Source organism: Hallella bergensis DSM 17361 (assembly GCF_000160535.1).
Lineage (GTDB): Bacteria > Bacteroidota > Bacteroidia > Bacteroidales > Bacteroidaceae > Prevotella > Prevotella bergensis.
This window is the reverse complement of sequence record NZ_GG704781.1, coordinates 887,421-904,608: the sequence shown is the minus strand read 5'-3', so window position 1 is coordinate 904,608 and position 17,188 is coordinate 887,421. Positions and strand designations below refer to the sequence as shown.

11 protein-coding genes are annotated in these 17,188 nt (G+C 50.4%); 6 read left to right on the top strand and 5 right to left on the bottom strand.

The features are described from left to right. Positions 1–23: 23 nt before the first annotated feature. The 3 genes from HMPREF0645_RS14215 to HMPREF0645_RS07605 all read right to left on the bottom strand — a co-directional run bounded on the left by HMPREF0645_RS14215 (position 24) and on the right by HMPREF0645_RS07605 (position 3,013). On the bottom strand, positions 24–1,454 hold the full coding sequence (locus HMPREF0645_RS14215; protein ID WP_007174368.1) for a BT_3928 family protein: 1,431 nt from the start codon (positions 1,452–1,454) through the stop codon (positions 24–26). Between the two features lie 57 nt (positions 1,455–1,511). Further along, positions 1,512–2,054 carry a DUF1599 domain-containing protein gene (locus HMPREF0645_RS07610; protein ID WP_007174367.1) on the bottom strand — a complete coding sequence of 181 codons (543 nt, stop codon included), beginning with the start codon at positions 2,052–2,054 and terminating at the stop codon, positions 1,512–1,514. Positions 2,055–2,605: 551 nt separating this feature from the next. Further along, positions 2,606–3,013, bottom strand: coding sequence for a hypothetical protein (locus HMPREF0645_RS07605; RefSeq protein WP_044123464.1), 408 nt, complete (start codon positions 3,011–3,013; stop codon positions 2,606–2,608). 95 nt (positions 3,014–3,108) lie between these two features. On the opposite strand from HMPREF0645_RS07605, the gene HMPREF0645_RS07600 reads away from it, so the two are divergent. The 5 genes from HMPREF0645_RS07600 to lpxA all read left to right on the top strand — a co-directional run bounded on the left by HMPREF0645_RS07600 (position 3,109) and on the right by lpxA (position 11,690). Then, positions 3,109–4,632: a CCA tRNA nucleotidyltransferase gene (locus HMPREF0645_RS07600; RefSeq protein WP_044123463.1), complete on the top strand. Its 1,524-nt coding sequence runs from the start codon at positions 3,109–3,111 to the stop codon at positions 4,630–4,632. Between the two features lie 164 nt (positions 4,633–4,796). Then, positions 4,797–5,996, top strand: coding sequence for an efflux RND transporter periplasmic adaptor subunit (locus tag HMPREF0645_RS07595; protein ID WP_007174364.1), 1,200 nt, complete (start codon positions 4,797–4,799; stop codon positions 5,994–5,996). A gap of 54 nt (positions 5,997–6,050) precedes the next feature. After that, positions 6,051–9,329 carry an efflux RND transporter permease subunit gene (locus HMPREF0645_RS07590; protein ID WP_007174363.1) on the top strand — a complete coding sequence of 1,093 codons (3,279 nt, stop codon included), beginning with the start codon at positions 6,051–6,053 and terminating at the stop codon, positions 9,327–9,329. Between the two features lie 66 nt (positions 9,330–9,395). Next, positions 9,396–10,781, top strand: coding sequence for a TolC family protein (locus HMPREF0645_RS07585; RefSeq protein WP_044123373.1), 1,386 nt, complete (start codon positions 9,396–9,398; stop codon positions 10,779–10,781). 126 nt (positions 10,782–10,907) lie between these two features. Further along, a complete protein-coding gene (gene lpxA / locus HMPREF0645_RS07580) occupies positions 10,908–11,690 on the top strand; it encodes an acyl-ACP--UDP-N-acetylglucosamine O-acyltransferase (RefSeq protein WP_007174361.1) in 783 nt (260 codons plus the stop codon). Positions 11,691–12,369: 679 nt separating this feature from the next. Here lpxA and HMPREF0645_RS07575 read toward each other — a convergent pair. Both HMPREF0645_RS07575 and HMPREF0645_RS07570 read right to left on the bottom strand, forming a co-directional pair. Then, positions 12,370–14,580 carry a RelA/SpoT family protein gene (locus HMPREF0645_RS07575; protein ID WP_007174359.1) on the bottom strand — a complete coding sequence of 737 codons (2,211 nt, stop codon included), beginning with the start codon at positions 14,578–14,580 and terminating at the stop codon, positions 12,370–12,372. Between the two features lie 26 nt (positions 14,581–14,606). After that, positions 14,607–15,794, bottom strand: coding sequence for a CobW family GTP-binding protein (locus HMPREF0645_RS07570; protein ID WP_007174358.1), 1,188 nt, complete (start codon positions 15,792–15,794; stop codon positions 14,607–14,609). A gap of 125 nt (positions 15,795–15,919) precedes the next feature. Here HMPREF0645_RS07570 and serB point away from each other — a divergent pair, with 125 nt between their 5' ends. Beyond that, entirely contained in the window at positions 15,920–17,164 is a 1,245-nt protein-coding gene (gene serB / locus HMPREF0645_RS07565) for a phosphoserine phosphatase SerB (RefSeq protein ID WP_007174357.1), read from the top strand. The last annotated feature ends 24 nt before the right edge of the window (positions 17,165–17,188 follow it).

The following is a 17,188-nucleotide window of genomic DNA, read 5'->3' as shown; positions in this document are numbered from 1 at the left end:
TAATTGTTAAACGTTATCTATCATTATTGACGAATCTCTTCCTCGTCTGCATCTTTTTTCTGCTTTCTCATACTTAGTAGCCGGGTCTTACGCCTCAGCCGCATACTCCAGTCCCACGTGCGGTCGGCCAGAGTGAGAAGAATGAGGGGCAGGAAGAACCACAGAAAAACCTTTGCAAGCGTCTTGCCCACCGTGTCGTCAGACATCTGCCCTATCTTCAGTGTGCCAAGCTGTGCTGTCAGCTCGCTGCTCTTGGGCAGCTCGTTGTGGCTCCACTTCCGAATGATAGTGCCGTCCTTGAGCAACAGCAGTCCCGGATTGCTCCTGATGATGGTTTTCAGCGTGGTCTCATCGGTCTGGCAGAAAGGATATTCTGCCCCGGTGAGGTTTTCCCAATGTTCTATTTCCTCTTTGCCCGATGCCGTGAGGCAGTAGAAGGCCACCTTTTCATCCTGTGCATACTCGTAAATTTGGTCGATGTCGCCGAAATTGGTATCGCTGGCTCTTCCCAGGTGGGGGGATATGAGCAGGAACAAATAACCCTTGCGCGCGAGCACCTCTTCGGTGATGTCGTCGCCATCGAGTGTCTGTATCGAAAAATCATGGATGGTCGGCACATATCCTTCCTTGGTCTGCACGGTCTTCGCGTCAACAAACTGCCATGTGGAGTCAGGATAGTTTTCCAGCGAAAACTCCCGGCGCTCGCCGTTTTTCTCCATCACAAATGTTGTCTCAAACTGTGGCTGCTCCGCATCCTCGGGAATCTCCATACTCTCGGGGATATTTGCCCCCACATGATAGGGGCGGAAATCGAATATCGGCAGCTTGTAGAGGCTGTAGACACTCGTCGCGATGATGAACAGCACCGTGAAGTTGAAGGCAATCCACTGGTTGGACCTTGATATGAACCGATACATGCTCAAGGGGTATTTCCACAGTACCACGGCACACGCCAAGAGCACCACGTTCTTGAGCAGCGTCTCTATGTTCGACAACACAATGAAGTCGCCAAAACATCCGCAGTCGCTCACGGGATTGGCCACGGCTATCCATATCGTGATCAGTGTCATCACCCCCATGAACAGCAGTGTCAGCTTGGAGACCAGTCGGCGGCGTATAGCAAACAGCATGAAGATGCCCAGCGAGAACTCTAATGCCGAGAGCAACACCGAAGTGCCCAGCGTTACAAAGTCGGGCACCATGCTGTTAAGGTCAAGTGCTGTCAGGTAATCTTGTATTTTATATTGAGTTCCCAGTGGGTCGACAGCTTTCACATAGCCCGAAAGCACAAAAACCACACCCAGGACAAATCGGCACACGTTCACGGCGAGCTTCGTGAGCCGCCGCCTGCCGTTGCTTGGCCTGCCATTGCGGCTATTCTGCCCGCCAACTGTTGCCTGCGATTCCTGTTGCTGTTCTGGGTTTTGTCTTTGTTGTGTATCCTTGTTGTCCATCTACAACCGGTCTTTCATTTTCTGTTGATTCCGTAGAGGCTATGGCTCATGGTCTACCTATTCTTTCAGCCTAATGCATCCGAACACCGCATAGTTGATGATGTCGAGGTAATTGGCATCCACCCCTTCCGACACCAAGGCGTCGCCACCGAGGTCTTCCAACTCCTTTATTCGTTCTATCTTGGTCAGTATCAGGTCGGTATAGCTGCTCACGCGCATTGATCGCCAAGCCTCGCCATAGTCGTGGTTCTTCTTGGTCATCAGTTCGTAGGCAGTCTTGGCATGACCGTCATACAGTGTCAGGGCCTGATCCACGGTCACATCCACCGTGTCGGCAAAGCCGCGTTCCAGCTGGATGAGTCCCACGATGCCATAATTGACCAGTGCCACAAACTCAGGTCGGATACCCTCGCCCACAAGCGACTTTCCCGTTATCTCGAGCGAGCGTATGCGCTTGGCCTTGATGAATAGCTGGTCGGTGAGCGACGATGGGCGCAGGATACGCCAAGAGGCTCCATAGTCATGAAGTTTCTTGGCAAAAAGCTCCCGGCATTCTGCCATCACGTCCTTGAACTGCTGATCTGTATTTGGTTTAGCCATAACATATGCAAAGTTAGCGAATTTTATTGTAAATCGCACATTGCATCATGAAAAAAATAAAGGTTCCGCCCTGGAACCCCTTTGCCATGTTTCGATTCTGGTCCTCACGGTTGTGCACAGGTTTACTGGGAAGACGAGCTGATTTTGTCAAAATTTCTATACCAAAAACGGTGCTTCCGAATTTCTTGTTCCAGAAGCCGTAAGTCCGTCGCCGGCTGTTAAAAAGGCCAACTTTTCGTCTTTTGTGAATAAGCCGGTTGCCTTAAAGCCCCTTTGACACTACGGTTAGGCCTTAGTCGCGACGCGTGGAAGGCTTAGTTGCCATATGTTTGAGTCTTGATCGTGATGCCATTCGATAGTAACCGCACCCAATTTTCGAGCCTGAAAATCATCCCATAAAGCCTTATTTTTCCAACCAACTGTGCATCAATTGGTTACGAAAATGCTGCTATTTTGGCGTATTTGAAAATCCAAAGCTGTTGGTTTCAAATTCGCCAAAATTACGAGGGTGTTTGTAAGAATATTTCAACGCTATGTTCGAAGGGCAATTGCTAAAGCTCCTTCTGCCGCCTGTGGATCACCCGCACCGTTCCGCACAGCGCGTCATAGCGCACTTGCAGCGAGTCGCGCCTAACGCCCAAGCGGTTGCGCTCCCCGATATTTGTGGCGGCATCAAACGTCTTGTTGGCGGCTTGCAGAGCCGAGTCGGTTCGGGCAATATCTTCCTGCGTCATCTTGAGTGAGGCCTCCTGCCACAATTTCAGGGCACGTTTGCGCGATTCCACCGCCTTGGGGTGGTTTTCGCGGAGTTCTCTGATGGCATTCAGGGTTTTCTGATACTCCCTGCGTTGGTACAGCGAGTCTATTGCCTGCATCGCGGGGGCGGCCTTCTCGTCGGCCGAAGGCTTGCAGGACACCAAGCCGGCTACTGCAAAAAACAGAATGAAAAACTTTTTCATGAACACAAAGATAATGAAAAATTTGAATCCGCCACCCCCTGTTATGCAATATTTTTCGTATCTTTGCAAATCTTTCAGGATGTATCCAAATGATTATGCGACAACTCAGCAACGACGATTTAGCAAGGCTTCTCGATAAAGATATATTTCACAAAATAGGCGATGCAGCCGACAGCCTCAGCATGGAATGCTATGTGGTTGGAGGCTACGTACGCGACCTGTTTCTCCAACGGCCCTCCGATGACATTGATGTCGTGGTGGTTGGGAGTGGCATTGAAGTGGCCACAAAACTCCGGCAACTCTTAGGCGGAAAGGCACACCTAACTGTTTTTCGCAACTTCGGCACAGCTCAGGTGAAGTTCCGCGGAATAGAGGTCGAATTTGTGGGCGCGCGCAAGGAGAGCTACAGCCACGACAGCCGCAAGCCTCATGTGGAAGACGGCACGCTCGAGGACGACCAAAACCGGCGCGATTTCACCATCAACGCCATGGCCGTATGCCTGAACAGGGAGCGGTTTGGCGAATTGGTGGACCCGTTCGACGGGCTTGCCGACATGGAAGACGGCATCATCCGCACACCGCTCGACCCCGATATCACGTTCTCAGACGACCCGCTACGCATGATGCGGTGTGTGCGTTTTGCCACCCAGCTGAAGTTTTATATTGAGGACGAGACTTTCGAAGCTTTGGAACGAAATGCTGAACGCATCAAGATTATCAGCGGCGAGCGCATCAACACAGAACTCAACAAAATCATGCTATCCGACCAGCCGAGCCGCGGTTTTGTAGACTTGCAGCGTTGTGGACTGCTTGCCCTCATCTTGCCGGAGCTGACTGCACTCGACGTTGTGGAGACCAAAAACGGACGTGCTCACAAAAACAACTTCTACCACACGCTTGAGGTGGTGGACAATCTGTGCCAGGCACAGCAACAACGCATGGAGCGAATCAACAAGGAGTTGGCACAACACGCCCCGGATAGCAAGGAGGCCCAAGACCTGCAGGCCGATTTGGAACATCTGCAAGCCAACCAACTGTGGCTGCGCTGGGGCACCTTGCTTCATGATGTCGGCAAGACCAAAACCAAACGTTGGGATCATGCGGCTGGATGGACTTTCCACAACCACAACTATGTGGGCTCCAAGATGGTGCCGGGCATTTTTCGACGTCTCAAATTGCCGATGGACGCGAAGATGAAATATGTGCAAAAACTCGTGGATCTGCACATGCGACCCATTGCCATTGCCGACGAGGATGTGACTGACAGCGCCGTGCGGCGATTGGTGAACGATGCCGGAAACGACGTGGACGACCTCATGATGCTCTGCGAAGCTGATATCACGAGCAAGAATCGGGTGAAGAAACAGCGGTTCCTCGAGAACTTCAGGCTTGTGCGGGAGAAGATAGCCGACCTCAGGAAGAAAGATTTTGTTCGGGAACTGCAACCCTGCATCGATGGTAATGAAATCATGCAGATGTTCAACCTCAAGCCTTCGCGCGAAGTGGGAATATTGAAACAAACCCTAAAAAACGCCGTACTCGACAATGTGGTGCCTAATGAACGGGAACCATTGATGCAGCTTTTGACGAAAAAAGCGAAAGATATGGGACTTTGCTAAAAACATACAATCTTTGTTAAAAAACCAAGGGGCGTCGGCGAGTTTTCAACGTTGTTTTGTATTTTTGCATCAAGATAAAACTAAAATCCAATTGTTAGTTTGGGAAAAACATACATGTCCAGGATAAGAATCAACTGAATATAAATATAAACTATAGAATAGGTATGAGAATTAAGAATTGTTTGTACGTTGCTGCAACAGTCGTTGCCCTTGCATCGTGTGGTGGAAAGGGTGGCAGTGGCATGCCAAAGTTTGGAGACAATGAGTTTCCCGTGCGTACGGTTGGTACCCGGAACGCAGATCTGCAAACCACTTATCCCGCTACCATTAAGGGTATTCAGGATGTGGACGTGCGCCCGAAAATATCTGGATTTATCACGAAGGTACTTGTCCACGAGGGTCAGACGGTAAAGGCCGGACAGGTGATGTTTGTGATAGACAGCGAGACTTATAAGGCCAGTGTGCGTCAGGCGCAGGCTGCGCTGAACACAGCCAAATCGAGAGCCAACACTGCTCAGATAACCTATGAGAACAACAAGAAACTCTTTGAGCAAAATATCATTGGTCAATATGAGTTGTCTTCCTCACAGAACAATTATGCCACGGCTCAGGCGGCCGTTGCACAGGCACAGGCCGGACTTGTTTCTGCTCGCGAAACCCTGGGCTGGTGTACGGTCAAAGCCCCAGCTGCGGGTATCGTGGGGAGTCTTCCTTTCAAGGTGGGAACGCTCGTGAGTGCATCCAATGCGCTGACGACGGTGTCGAATATATCGACCATGGAGGTGTTCTTCTCAATGAGTGAGGGCGAAATTCTCGCCATGTCGAAGAATGTAGGAAGTGCTGCCGCCGCCATCAATGAGATGCCTTCGGTGAAATTACAGATGGCTGACGGCACCATTTACAACCATCCGGGCAAGGTGGTCAAGATGAGTGGTGTGATCGATGCCGCCACGGGTTCTTACTCGCTCATAGCCCATTTCCCCAACCCTGAACGTTTACTCAAGAGCGGTGGAGCCGGACGGATTGTCGTTCCGCAGGTCAGCAGCAATGCCATTGTGGTGCCGCAGGAGTCTGCTGTGCCAGTACAGGATAAGATTTTCGTGTATATTGTGGATAAGGACAACAAGGTGAAATACACCGAAATAAAAGTCCACGACCAAAACGACGGCCAAAATTATATTGTGACCGAGGGACTGCATGCAGGAGACCGCATTGTGACCAACGGCATATCAAAGTTGGAAGACAACATGGAAATTAAGCCTATATCCGAGGCGCAGTACATGAACAAAATCAAGAAAGCCCAGGAAATGGGAGCTGCCCAAGGCGATGCCAGTGAGTTTGCCAAAGCCATGGGTGGAAAATAAGATGCATAGAACCGTCTCCGCGAGACGATTTCAAATCGATAAAACACAGAAAATATGTCATTTTCAAACTTTATAAAACGCCCGGTGCTGTCCACGGTGATATCCGTGTTCTTCGTGTTGCTGGGTTTAATTGGCTTGGTGTCGCTGCCCATCGAGCAGTATCCTGACATCGCACCGCCTACCATCACGGTGTATACAAGCTATCAGGGTGCGGATGCCAAGACGGTGATGAACTCCGTTATCACACCGTTGGAGGAAAGCATCAACGGTGTGGAGGGCATGACCTATATGACCTCCACGGCCACCAATTCAGGATCGGCCAACATTACCATATTTTTTAAACAGGGCATTAATCCCGATATGGCTGCCGTGAACGTGCAAAACCGTGTATCGCAGGCTCAGGCACTGTTGCCAGCCGAGGTGAATCGGGTGGGAGTGACGGTGCTGAAACGGCAAACTTCCAACGTTATCATATACTCACTGACCACGGAGGATGGACGCTACGACGGTAAGTTCCTAACCAACTACAATAACATCAACATTGTTCCGCTGCTGAAACGTGTTGGCGGAGTGGGTGACGTACAGAGCCCATCGGTAGCCGACTACTCCATGCGCATATGGCTTCGCCCGGACAAGATGAAGCAGTACGGGCTGGTTCCGACCGATATCATTGGTATTCTCTCTGAGCAGAACATAGAGGCAGCGCCGGGATCGCTCGGCGAGCAGAGCGATATGTCCTATGAGTACGCCCTACGCTATAAGGGAAGACTCTCTACGGTGCCTGAGTTCGAGAACATTATTATTACGAGCAAGCCCACCGGCGAGACGCTTTACCTCAAGGACGTGGCCAAAGTAGAGCTGGGTAGTCTGATGTATAGCGTGAATCTGAAGAGCAACGACAAACCTGCCGCGATGGGTATGGTGCAGCAAGTGGCCGGTTCAAATGCCACGCAGATTGCCACCGACGTGAAAGAGGCTCTCGATGAAGCACAGAAGAGTATGCCGCCTGGAATGATATATACTATCGAGCAAGACGTGACCGAATTCCTGTTCGCATCGATACAGGAGGTGGTCTTTACGCTTGTCATCACCCTGCTCTTGGTATTCCTCGTGGTTTACATATTCTTACAAGACATCCGCTCAACGCTGATACCGATGATTGCGGTACCGGTGGCACTGATGGGAACCTTTCTTTTCCTTTGGATGTTTGGTTTCTCCATCAACCTACTCACCCTCTCGGCCTTGCTTCTGGCCATCGCCATCGTGGTAGACGATGCCATCGTGGTGGTCGAGGCAGTACATGCCAAGTTAGACCAGGGCTACAAGAGTGCGCTAACGGCAGCGATCGACGCCATGAATGAGATTTCGGGTGCCATCATTTCCATCACATTGGTGATGTCGTCTGTGTTTGTTCCGGTATCGTTTATAGGCGGCACGTCGGGTACATTCTACCGTGAGTTCGGTATAACGATGGCGGTTTCGATCATCATCTCGGCCATCAACGCGCTGACTTTATCGCCCGCTTTGTGCGCCATATTCCTCAAACCCCACAAGGAAGAGGAGGATGAAACGAACGCTACGTTCATAGACCGGTTCCACAACGGCTTTAATCGTGTGTTCAACAGGGCTACCGAGAAATACAAGAAGGGTGTGAGCCGACTGATAGGGCACCGCATTGTCACTGCCATTATTGTTGTGGCAGGTATTGGTGTGCTCATTTTCAGTATGGCAACAACGAGTACTGGTCTTGTGCCTAACGAGGACACGGGCACACTGTTTGTTACCGTGTCTGCGGCACCGGGCACAAGTCAGAGCCGCACCCAGCAAATTGTGGATCAGGTGGACAAAATGCTGGCATCTAATCCGGCTATTAAGCGTCGTGAGGCCATAACGGGATTCAACTTCATTGCCGGTCAAGGTTCAAACCAAGCCACCTTTATTATCAAGCTGCAAGATTTCGATTACCGTGCGCCCAAGAACCTATTTGCCCGGCTATGGGGCGTGATTACCGGCAAGGGCGTAGAGCAACTGTTCATCAATCCGATGGATGCCAACATGGTACTCGGAATGATTTACAAGCAGACGGCTACCATTAAAGATGCCCAGATCCTTGCTTTCGGACCACCTATGATACCGGGATTCTCGGCCAACAACAGCGTTGCAATGACGCTGCAGGACAAGACCGGTGGAGACTTGAATAGGTTCTTTGGCATCGCACAAGGCTATCTGAAGGAGCTTAACAAGCGCCCTGAGATACAAAATGCCATGACCTCGTACAACCCTAACTATCCCCAGTACATGGTCGATGTCGATGTAGCCAAATGTAAACGGGCGGGTACATCGCCCACTGCGGTTCTTGCGACATTACAAGGCTACTACGGCGGCCTCTATGCATCGAACTTTAATGCCTATGGCAAGCTCTATCGCGTGATGGTGCAAGGCGAAGTGGCCAGTAGAATGCGACCTGAGGACATGAGCAACATCTATGTTCGCGTAGGTGCAGGCAACATGGCTCCGGTGTCGGAGTTTGTCACCCTGAAGCGGGTGTACGGGCCTTCTAACATTGGACGCTTCAATCTTTTCACCGCCATCAATCTTAACATCACTCCCAATGCAGACTACACCTCAGGCGATGTGCTGAAGGCCTGTGAGGAAGTGGCTGCCGAATACCTCCCCGAGGGCTATGGCTATGAGTATTCAGGACTGACTCGTTCGGAAGCCGAGTCGAGCAATTCAACGGCTCTTATCTTCCTGCTCTGCTTCGTATTCGTGTATCTCATCCTGAGTGCGCAATACGAGAGTTACCTACTGCCGTTATCGGTGTTGCTGTCGGTGCCCTTCGGACTTGCCGGAGCCTTCCTCTTTACCAACCTCTTCGGTCACTCCAACGACATCTACATGCAGATTTCTCTGATCATGCTGATTGGACTGCTGGCCAAGAACGCTATTCTGATCGTCCAATTTGCCCTGGAGCGTCGTCGTATGGGTATGGCCTTACGCTATGCCGCCATACTTGGTGCCGCAGCCCGTTTGCGCCCCATTCTGATGACCTCTCTGGCCTTGATTATCGGACTTCTGCCCTTGATGTTTGCCTCCGGCGTAGGCAAGAACGGCAACCAGACGCTTGGAGCAGCAGCCGTGGGTGGTATGCTCATCGGTACGCTTATACAGGTTTTTGTGGTGCCGGCACTATTTGTCATATTCCAGTGGTTACAAGAGAGGTTTACACCTATCGTCTTTGACGACGAAGTTAACCACGAGGCCAACGCCGAGCTGGAGCAGTACGCACAGCCGGGAATGCTTTCGGCCAACAACAATCAGCACGACAGATAACCCGCCTCCCTCTCCCCATCCATCAAGGTATGCATGGGGAGCGGGGCGATATACAATGAACAAGTTATGAAAATCATTAGAAATATCATATTAGGAACCCTAACGCTGCTGTCGATGTCGGGTTGTAAGAGTCTCTATGGTAAATACGAACGACCCGAGGTGAATACCCGCGGATTGATCCGCGACTCGCTTTCGCTAACCGACACGCTGGTATCGACCGACACGCTGAGCTTCGGCAACATGGCTTGGCGCGAGGTTTTCACCGACCCACAGCTGCAAAGGCTCATCCAGAAAGCCTTGGACAACAACCCCAATCTGCTCAATGCCGCCTTGAACATCGAGATGGCACAGGCACAACTCAAGGCGGCCAAGCTGGCCTTCCTGCCGCAGTTCGTCTTTACACCGCAGGGTAACATCACCCGTTTCAACGACAATACCACCAAGTCGTACGACCTCCCCGTGACAGCCAGTTGGAACGTTCCGCTCTTTGGCGGTCTGACAGCAGCCAAGCGCGCCGCACAGGTGTCGCTCATCCAGATGCAGGACTACCAGTTGAGTGTGAAAACATCGCTTGTCTCGGGCGTGGCCAACCTCTATTACACGCTCCTCATGCTCGACCGGCAGATGGAATTGGTGCAGGAGATGGAAACTCTGACCAAGAAAACGTGGACGCAAATGGAGGCGATGAAAAACAGTCGCATGGGCTATCGTTCCACCGCTGTGCAGGCGGCGGAGTCAAACTATTACTCGGTGCTCACCCGCAAGGCCGACCTCAAGCGCCAGGTGCGCGAGATGGAGAATAGTCTCAGCCTACTGTTGGGCGAACCTGCACAGACAATTACCCGCGGAAAGCTGGACGAACAAGACCTGCCTGCGAGATTCTCCACAGGCGTAGGCATACAGCTCCTGCGCAACAGGCCTGATGTACATGCCAACGAAATGGCACTGGCCGCATGCTTCTACGACGTGGAAAAAGCGCGTGCCAACTTCTATCCGAACATCAACATCAGCGGAACCGGTGGATTTAGCAATGGTAAGGGCATGATCAACCCGGGGCAATGGCTGCTCTCGGCTGTCGCATCGCTCACCCAGCCCATTTTTATGAATGGCAAAATCGTAGCTGGGCTGCGTGTGGCTGAAGCAAAATATAAGCAGGCATACAACACTTGGCAGAACAGCATACTCACCGCAGGAAACGAGGTGAGCAACGCCCTGGTGCTCTACAACAGTTCCCAGGAGAAGAGCTCCATTGAGGCCAAACAGATCGAAGTGCTCAAGAAAAATGTGGAACAAACCCATATCCTGCTCGACATGGCTGGAAGCACCTATCTTGAAGTGATCACTGCCGAGAGCAACTTGCTCAACGTGCAACTCTCCAAGGTGGCCGATGACTTCAGCAAGATGCAGGCCGTGGTCAACCTTTACCAGGCTCTTGGAGGCGGGACACGATAAGAACCACTCCGACCACCCCGCCCCAAGGGGTGCGGGCAAAAGTATAAATCAACAATCATAACCAGTCAATGACCCCACTGCAACACTGGGCAACCTCCTAAGCCGGGAGGGACGGGGCAGACAATTATGGCAAAAGAAATCAGTCCACAGGCCGTGGTTTCTCCAAAAGCGAAAATCGGAGACGGCTGCAAGATATACCCATTCGTCTATATCGAGGATAATGTGGAGATTGGTGACAACTGCACCATCTTCCCCTTTGTGAGTATTCTCAACGGAACCAAGATGGGCAACAATAACAGTGTACACCAGAGCACAGTGCTTGGTGCCCTACCACAAGACTTTAATTTTAAGGGTGAGGAGACCGAACTCATCATCGGCAACAACAACACCATACGCGAGAATGTGGTGATCAATCGGGCCACGCACGCCGGAGGACAAACCGTTATTGGCGACGACAACTTCCTGATGGAAGGTGCTCACGTGAGTCACGACACCAAGATAGGCAACCACAACGTGATGGGGTATGGCACAAAGATTGCCGGCGACTGCGTGATTGGCAATGGGGTGATCTTCTCCTCATCGGTCATCGAGAATGCTGGGACGCGTGTTGGCGACCTGGCTATGATTCAGGCAGGAACCACATTCTCCAAGGACATACCACCTTACATCGTTGCAGGCGGCAAGCCTGTGAAATACAGAGGCATCAACTCCAAGATGATGACTATGGCTGGAATAGAAGAACGTATACAGAAACACGTGGCCAATGCCCACCGATTAGTGTTCCATGGGCAGAACAGTGCATTTGATGCTGTGCTCCAGATAAACGATCAGGTGCCCGACAGTCCCGAAATCCGCAACATTATCGATTTCATCCAAGCATCCACAAAGGGGATTATTGGTAAGATGTAGACTATCTTTGTTCTGCAAACCATACGCAAGGGAGCCGGCCAAAAGGGTCGGCTCCCTTGCGTATGGGATGGCGGGACTGCATGCCGCGTTGCTGAAGTTTGTCAAATGAAATGACCAAATTCTGACGTTTATTTTCGGAGCATCTAAAGAAAAAGACGCCATGTTTTTGGCGGAATAATTAGTCGGAATGGACGAAAAATAAAGGAGGCTTTGCGGTTGATATCCTTTCGCAGTGCGATTCGGGCTTGACCATCGTGCGACGGAAGCCAATCCGCAGTGCGACTAAGCCTTAATCGCATGGCCGTTCGATACTCAACGGTGAGCGTCGAAACGGATGACGAAAGAGGGGTTTTACTAAATGGTTGATAATCAAAGTAGTGCGGATTGAAGAAGTTTTCGCGAATTTCGGCGTAAGATGTTTTTATTTTCAAATTATCGAAATATGAACGGGTGTTTGTCAAGAAAAATACGAGCCATTCGTGCTTCAGGGTTTTACCCGACACCAACGGGCTTCTTTCTGCTCTTGAACATCCTGAAGGCATTCCGCATGTGCATTCCAATGGTTGGTGTCAAGTTGATAGCTAACTATTTCCACTGCTTTTATTCGCTATAAACTTCTGAACTGCCGGGCGGACAGGCATCCATTGCCTGTACCGTGCCCGTGTAGTCATGATGCGGTTTATATACGTTGCACGTTTTTCACGCCTTTGACGGATTGCAGTTTCTTGATGATCTCTTGCAGTCTGTTGGTATCCTCAAGCTGCACAACAATGTTGCCCGAAAACAGTCCGTCGTTGGAGTCGATGTTGATCGAGCGCATCACCACCTTCTCATCTTTTGAAATGATGTTGGTAATGTTGGATACAACACCGATGTCGTCGTTGCCAATGACACGCAAGGTGATGGCATATTTCGAGGCGTTCTTGCCGCTCCAGCGTGCCTTGACGATGCGATAGCCAAACCGGCGACGCAGTTCGGGAGCGTTCGGACAGTTCTGGCGGTGAATCTTCACGGTGCCGTTCACGGTAACAAAGCCAAAGATACGGTCGCCGTAGATAGGTTTGCAGCATGGTGCAAGCTGGTGGTCAATGCCTTTCAGGTCTTTGTCAATGGTGAGGATGTCTTCGTTTTCCTCCACGATTTCCTTGTTCGGGTTCTCGAACTCGAAATTATCGGCCGACCGAGCCTCGTGGTCTCGTCCCGTGTTTTGCACATGATTGCGAACCTCAATATATCCTTCTATCACCTCGTTGGGGTCGAGTTTGCCATCCGCGATCTGTTTATAGAAGTCGGAAACCTCTTTGAAACCCAGTTTCTTGACGAGTTGCCCCATATAGGTTTCCTCCATCTCGATCTTCCGGTTTCTGAATCTTCGTTCCAGCAATTCTTTGGCATACAGGCCGTCCTTGATGGTGGTTTCTTTCAGCGCAAGTCTTATCTTTGACTTGGCTTTGGTGGTCTTGACAATGCTTATCCAGTCCCTTTTGGGCGTTTGGCTGTTCGAAGTGAGCACCTCCACGGTGTCTCCCGAGTGCAGTTGCTCGCGAATGGGGACTGCCTTGCCGTTGATTTTGCCTCCTACGCAGGTGTTGCCAACTTTGGAGTGGATGCGATAGGCAAAGTCGAGTACTGTTGCCCCGGCGGGAAATTTGATGAGGTCGCCTTTCGGTGTGAACACGTACACCTCTTCCGGAGCCAAGGACATTTTGAACTGATCCATCATCTGCAGGTTGTCGCCGGCTTCGAGTGCCGTCCTGATGTTGGCCAGCCACTCGTCCATCTGTCCGCCGCTCTTCACGCCTTTGTATCGCCAGTGTGCAGCCAGTCCGTGCTCTGCAATGTCGTCCATGCGCTCGGTGCGAATCTGAACCTCTACCCATTTCTTCTCCGGGCCAAGCACTGTGATGTGCAAGCTCTCGTAGCCGTTTGATTTGGGCACCGAGAGCCAGTCGCGCAGTCGCTTGGGGTTGGGCTGGTACATATCGGTCACGATGGAGTAAGCCTGCCAACATTGCTGCTTCTCTCTTTCTTTGGGCGAGTCGATGATAATGCGGATGGCAAAGAGATCGTATATCCCTTCGAAGCCACACTTCTGCTTTTTCATCTTCTGCCAAATGGAGTGAATCGACTTGGTGCGTCCTTTCATGTGGAATTTCAGGCCGGCTTCTTTTAATTTTTCTTCTATTGGGGCGATAAAGCGTTCAATGTATGCGTCGCGTGAACGTTTGGTGGCATTCAGTTTTTCACTGATCATGTAGTAAGCATCGTGCTCCAAATATTTAAGAGAAAGATCCTCCAATTCGCTCTTCAGCGTGTAAAGTCCTAATTTATGGGCTAATGGGGCATACAGATAGCTGGCTTCTTCAGCCACCCGATGCTTGGCTTCGGTGTTTTGGGTGTCTCTGATTTGGCGCATCACGTTCACCCGATCGGCAATCATGATAAGAATGACGCGCATGTCTTCGGCGAAACTCAGTAAGAGGTTGCGAAAGTTTTCGCTTTCGATAACTGGATTTTTTTCGTAGAGTTTTTGTATCTTCGAAAGTCCGTGGATGATGTGTGTTACATTCTTGCCAAACTTCCCGGTTATCAGTTTGGTGGTTTCTTCATCTTCCGGCAGGCTGCCGTAGAGTATTGTTGCCACAATACCATCGCGGCCCAATCCCATGTCTTCTGCGGCGATTTGGGCTGTTTGGAGAGAAGAGAGCACGGGGTTTAACCCAAAAACATCACGGTTGAACCTGCCGTTCATGATGCCCTGGTTTATGAAATCATGGAGCAAGGCCTCGTCGTCATCGTCCAAAGACTGTCCAATGGTTTCTTGGAGATGGGTTCGCAAAGTGATTATTTGCCGAAGCTCATCCGGTGTAATTGTCAACTTCCCTTCCATATATTCTTATCCGTTTGATGGTTTGATTATTCTTCCAGACAGTTGTCCAAAGCGGTTTCTATGTCTTTCCGATTCATGCCTTGGCCTATGAACACGATCTTCTGCATTCTGTCGCCATATTTTTCGTCCCAATCTCTTTGTAAACCTGGATTTTGCGCCATGAAATTGTCAAGTTCATCCTTGGCCATCGTGGCATACCATTGGCCGGCATTGGTGATGTTGAATTGGCGGCCGGCTTGTTCAAACAGGTAGCATGTGTCTCTCTCGTCACTGAAATAACATACGCCTTTCGCCCGGATCACGCTACGCGGCCATTTCCGGGCTACTAATTCGTCAAATCGTCCGAGGTTCATCGCCTTGCGCCTGCAATATACGAATGTCTCTATGCCGTATTCCAAAGCCTCGCCTGACTCTTCATTTTCCAATTCATGGTGATGGTGGTCGTGGTGGTGACCTTGTTCTTCGCCGTGCTCATGGTCGTGTCCCTCGATGGCATCAATCCATCGTGCAGAAGTGGCTACCTGCTCGAAGTCGAATGTCCGGGTGTTGAGCAGTTTGTCAAGTTCCACGTTGCCATAGTCGCACTCCATGATTTTGGCCTTGGGTTGAATCTCACGGATGATGGCTTTCAGGTGTCTTAGGTCATCCTCGCTTATCTCTGAAGCCTTGTTCAGCAATATGATATTGCAAAATTCTATTTGTTGTATCACCAAGCTTGCCAAGTCCTCCTCGTCCTTGTTCGCCTTTTTCAATTCGTCGCCTAATCCAAATTCATCGCGCATGCGCAGGGCATCCACCACTGTGACGATGGCATCCAATCGTGCAATGCCATTCTTCATCATCTCGGGTGCCATCATTTGAGGGTAGGAACAGATCGTTTGGGCAATGGGTGCTGGCTCGCAGATGCCACTGGCCTCGATGACAATGTAGTCGAACCGATTCATGTTGATGATATCGTGGAGTTGTTTCACCAAATCCATCTTCAGCGTACAGCATATACATCCGTTTTGCAAGGCCACAAGGCTGTCGTCTCCCTGTCCCACAACACCACCTTTTTCTATCAGGCTGGCATCAATGTTCACCTCGCCGATATCGTTCACGATGACTGCGAATTTCAAACCTTTCTCATTCGCTAAAATCTTATTTAATAATGTGGTTTTACCGCTTCCAAGATATCCTGTAAGAAGCAGCACCGGAGTTTCCTGAGTATTCATATGATTATTGTCTCCTTAATTATAATGGCTTTGTAAAACTGTAATGCAAAGTTACAAATTAAATGACAAAACGAGTCGGGCAACACATATTTTATATTACCTTTGCATAATAAACGCATTTTAGCATGGAAGGACTCAAAAATAAGGAGGAACAGATATTAATTAGCATTACCGGGCAGGATCGTTTGGGCATGACCTCGTCTATCATGGCCATTTTGGCTCGTTATGATGCAGAGATTTTAGATATTGGTCAGGCAGACATTCATTCCACATTGTCACTCGGCATACTTATCAGGACGGACGAAACCAATTCGGGACAGGTTATGAAAGAGTTACTTTTCATGGCCAACGACCTGGGCGTAAATATAGGTTTTTCGCCGATTACAGATGACGAGTATGAGGCTTGGGTGAACCAACAGGGAAAGAATCGTTATATATTAACGGTCATTGGCCGCACGCTTACGGCACACAACATAGAGCAAGCCACCAATATTATTGCTTCTCAGGGGCTCAATATCGACTCCATTCTCCGCCTTACGGGACGTCTGAGCATCAAGCATCCTGAGCGAAACGTCAGGGCGTGCATTGAATTCTCTTTACGAGGTACCCCTGCCGACCGGCAGTTGATGCAGGCGGAACTGATGAGAGTGTCGCAGGAGATGGGCATAGACTTTTCTTTTCAAAAAGACGATATGTACCGTCGCATGCGCCGTCTGATTTGTTTCGATATGGACTCTACACTCATTCAGACCGAATGTATTGACGAATTAGCCGAGCGTGCCGGTGTTGGTGAACAGGTCAAGGCCATTACGGAGCGAGCCATGAGGGGCGAAATTGACTTCAAGGAGAGCTTCCGGGAGCGAGTAGAACTGCTCAAAGGACTTGATGTGGGCGTGATGCAGGAGATTGCCGAGAGCCTGCCCATCACGGAAGGGGTGCCCCGACTGATGAAAGTTTTGAAAAGATGTGGCTATAAGATTGCGATTTTGAGTGGAGGGTTTACTTTCTTTGGCGAATACCTTCAGAGGCTCTTTGGTATTGACTATGTGTATGCCAATGAGCTTGAAATAGATGACGACGGTAAGCTTACGGGCAGGTATGTCGGCGAGATTGTAGATGGGAAGCGCAAAGCCGAGCTATTGAAACTCATTGCTCAGGTTGAGCGGGTCAATCTTGCCCAGACCATTGCCGTAGGAGACGGGGCGAATGATCTTCCCATGATTAGCGAAGCCGGACTGGGAATTGCTTTCCATGCCAAGCCTCGGGTGGTGGCTAATGCCCGCCAAAGTATCAACACGCTCGGACTTGATGGCGTTTTGTACTTCTTAGGGTTTAAAGACAGCTACTTGGGCGACCAAGGAAAACTATAGGTTCTAACAGCAAGGGCGGCTTGG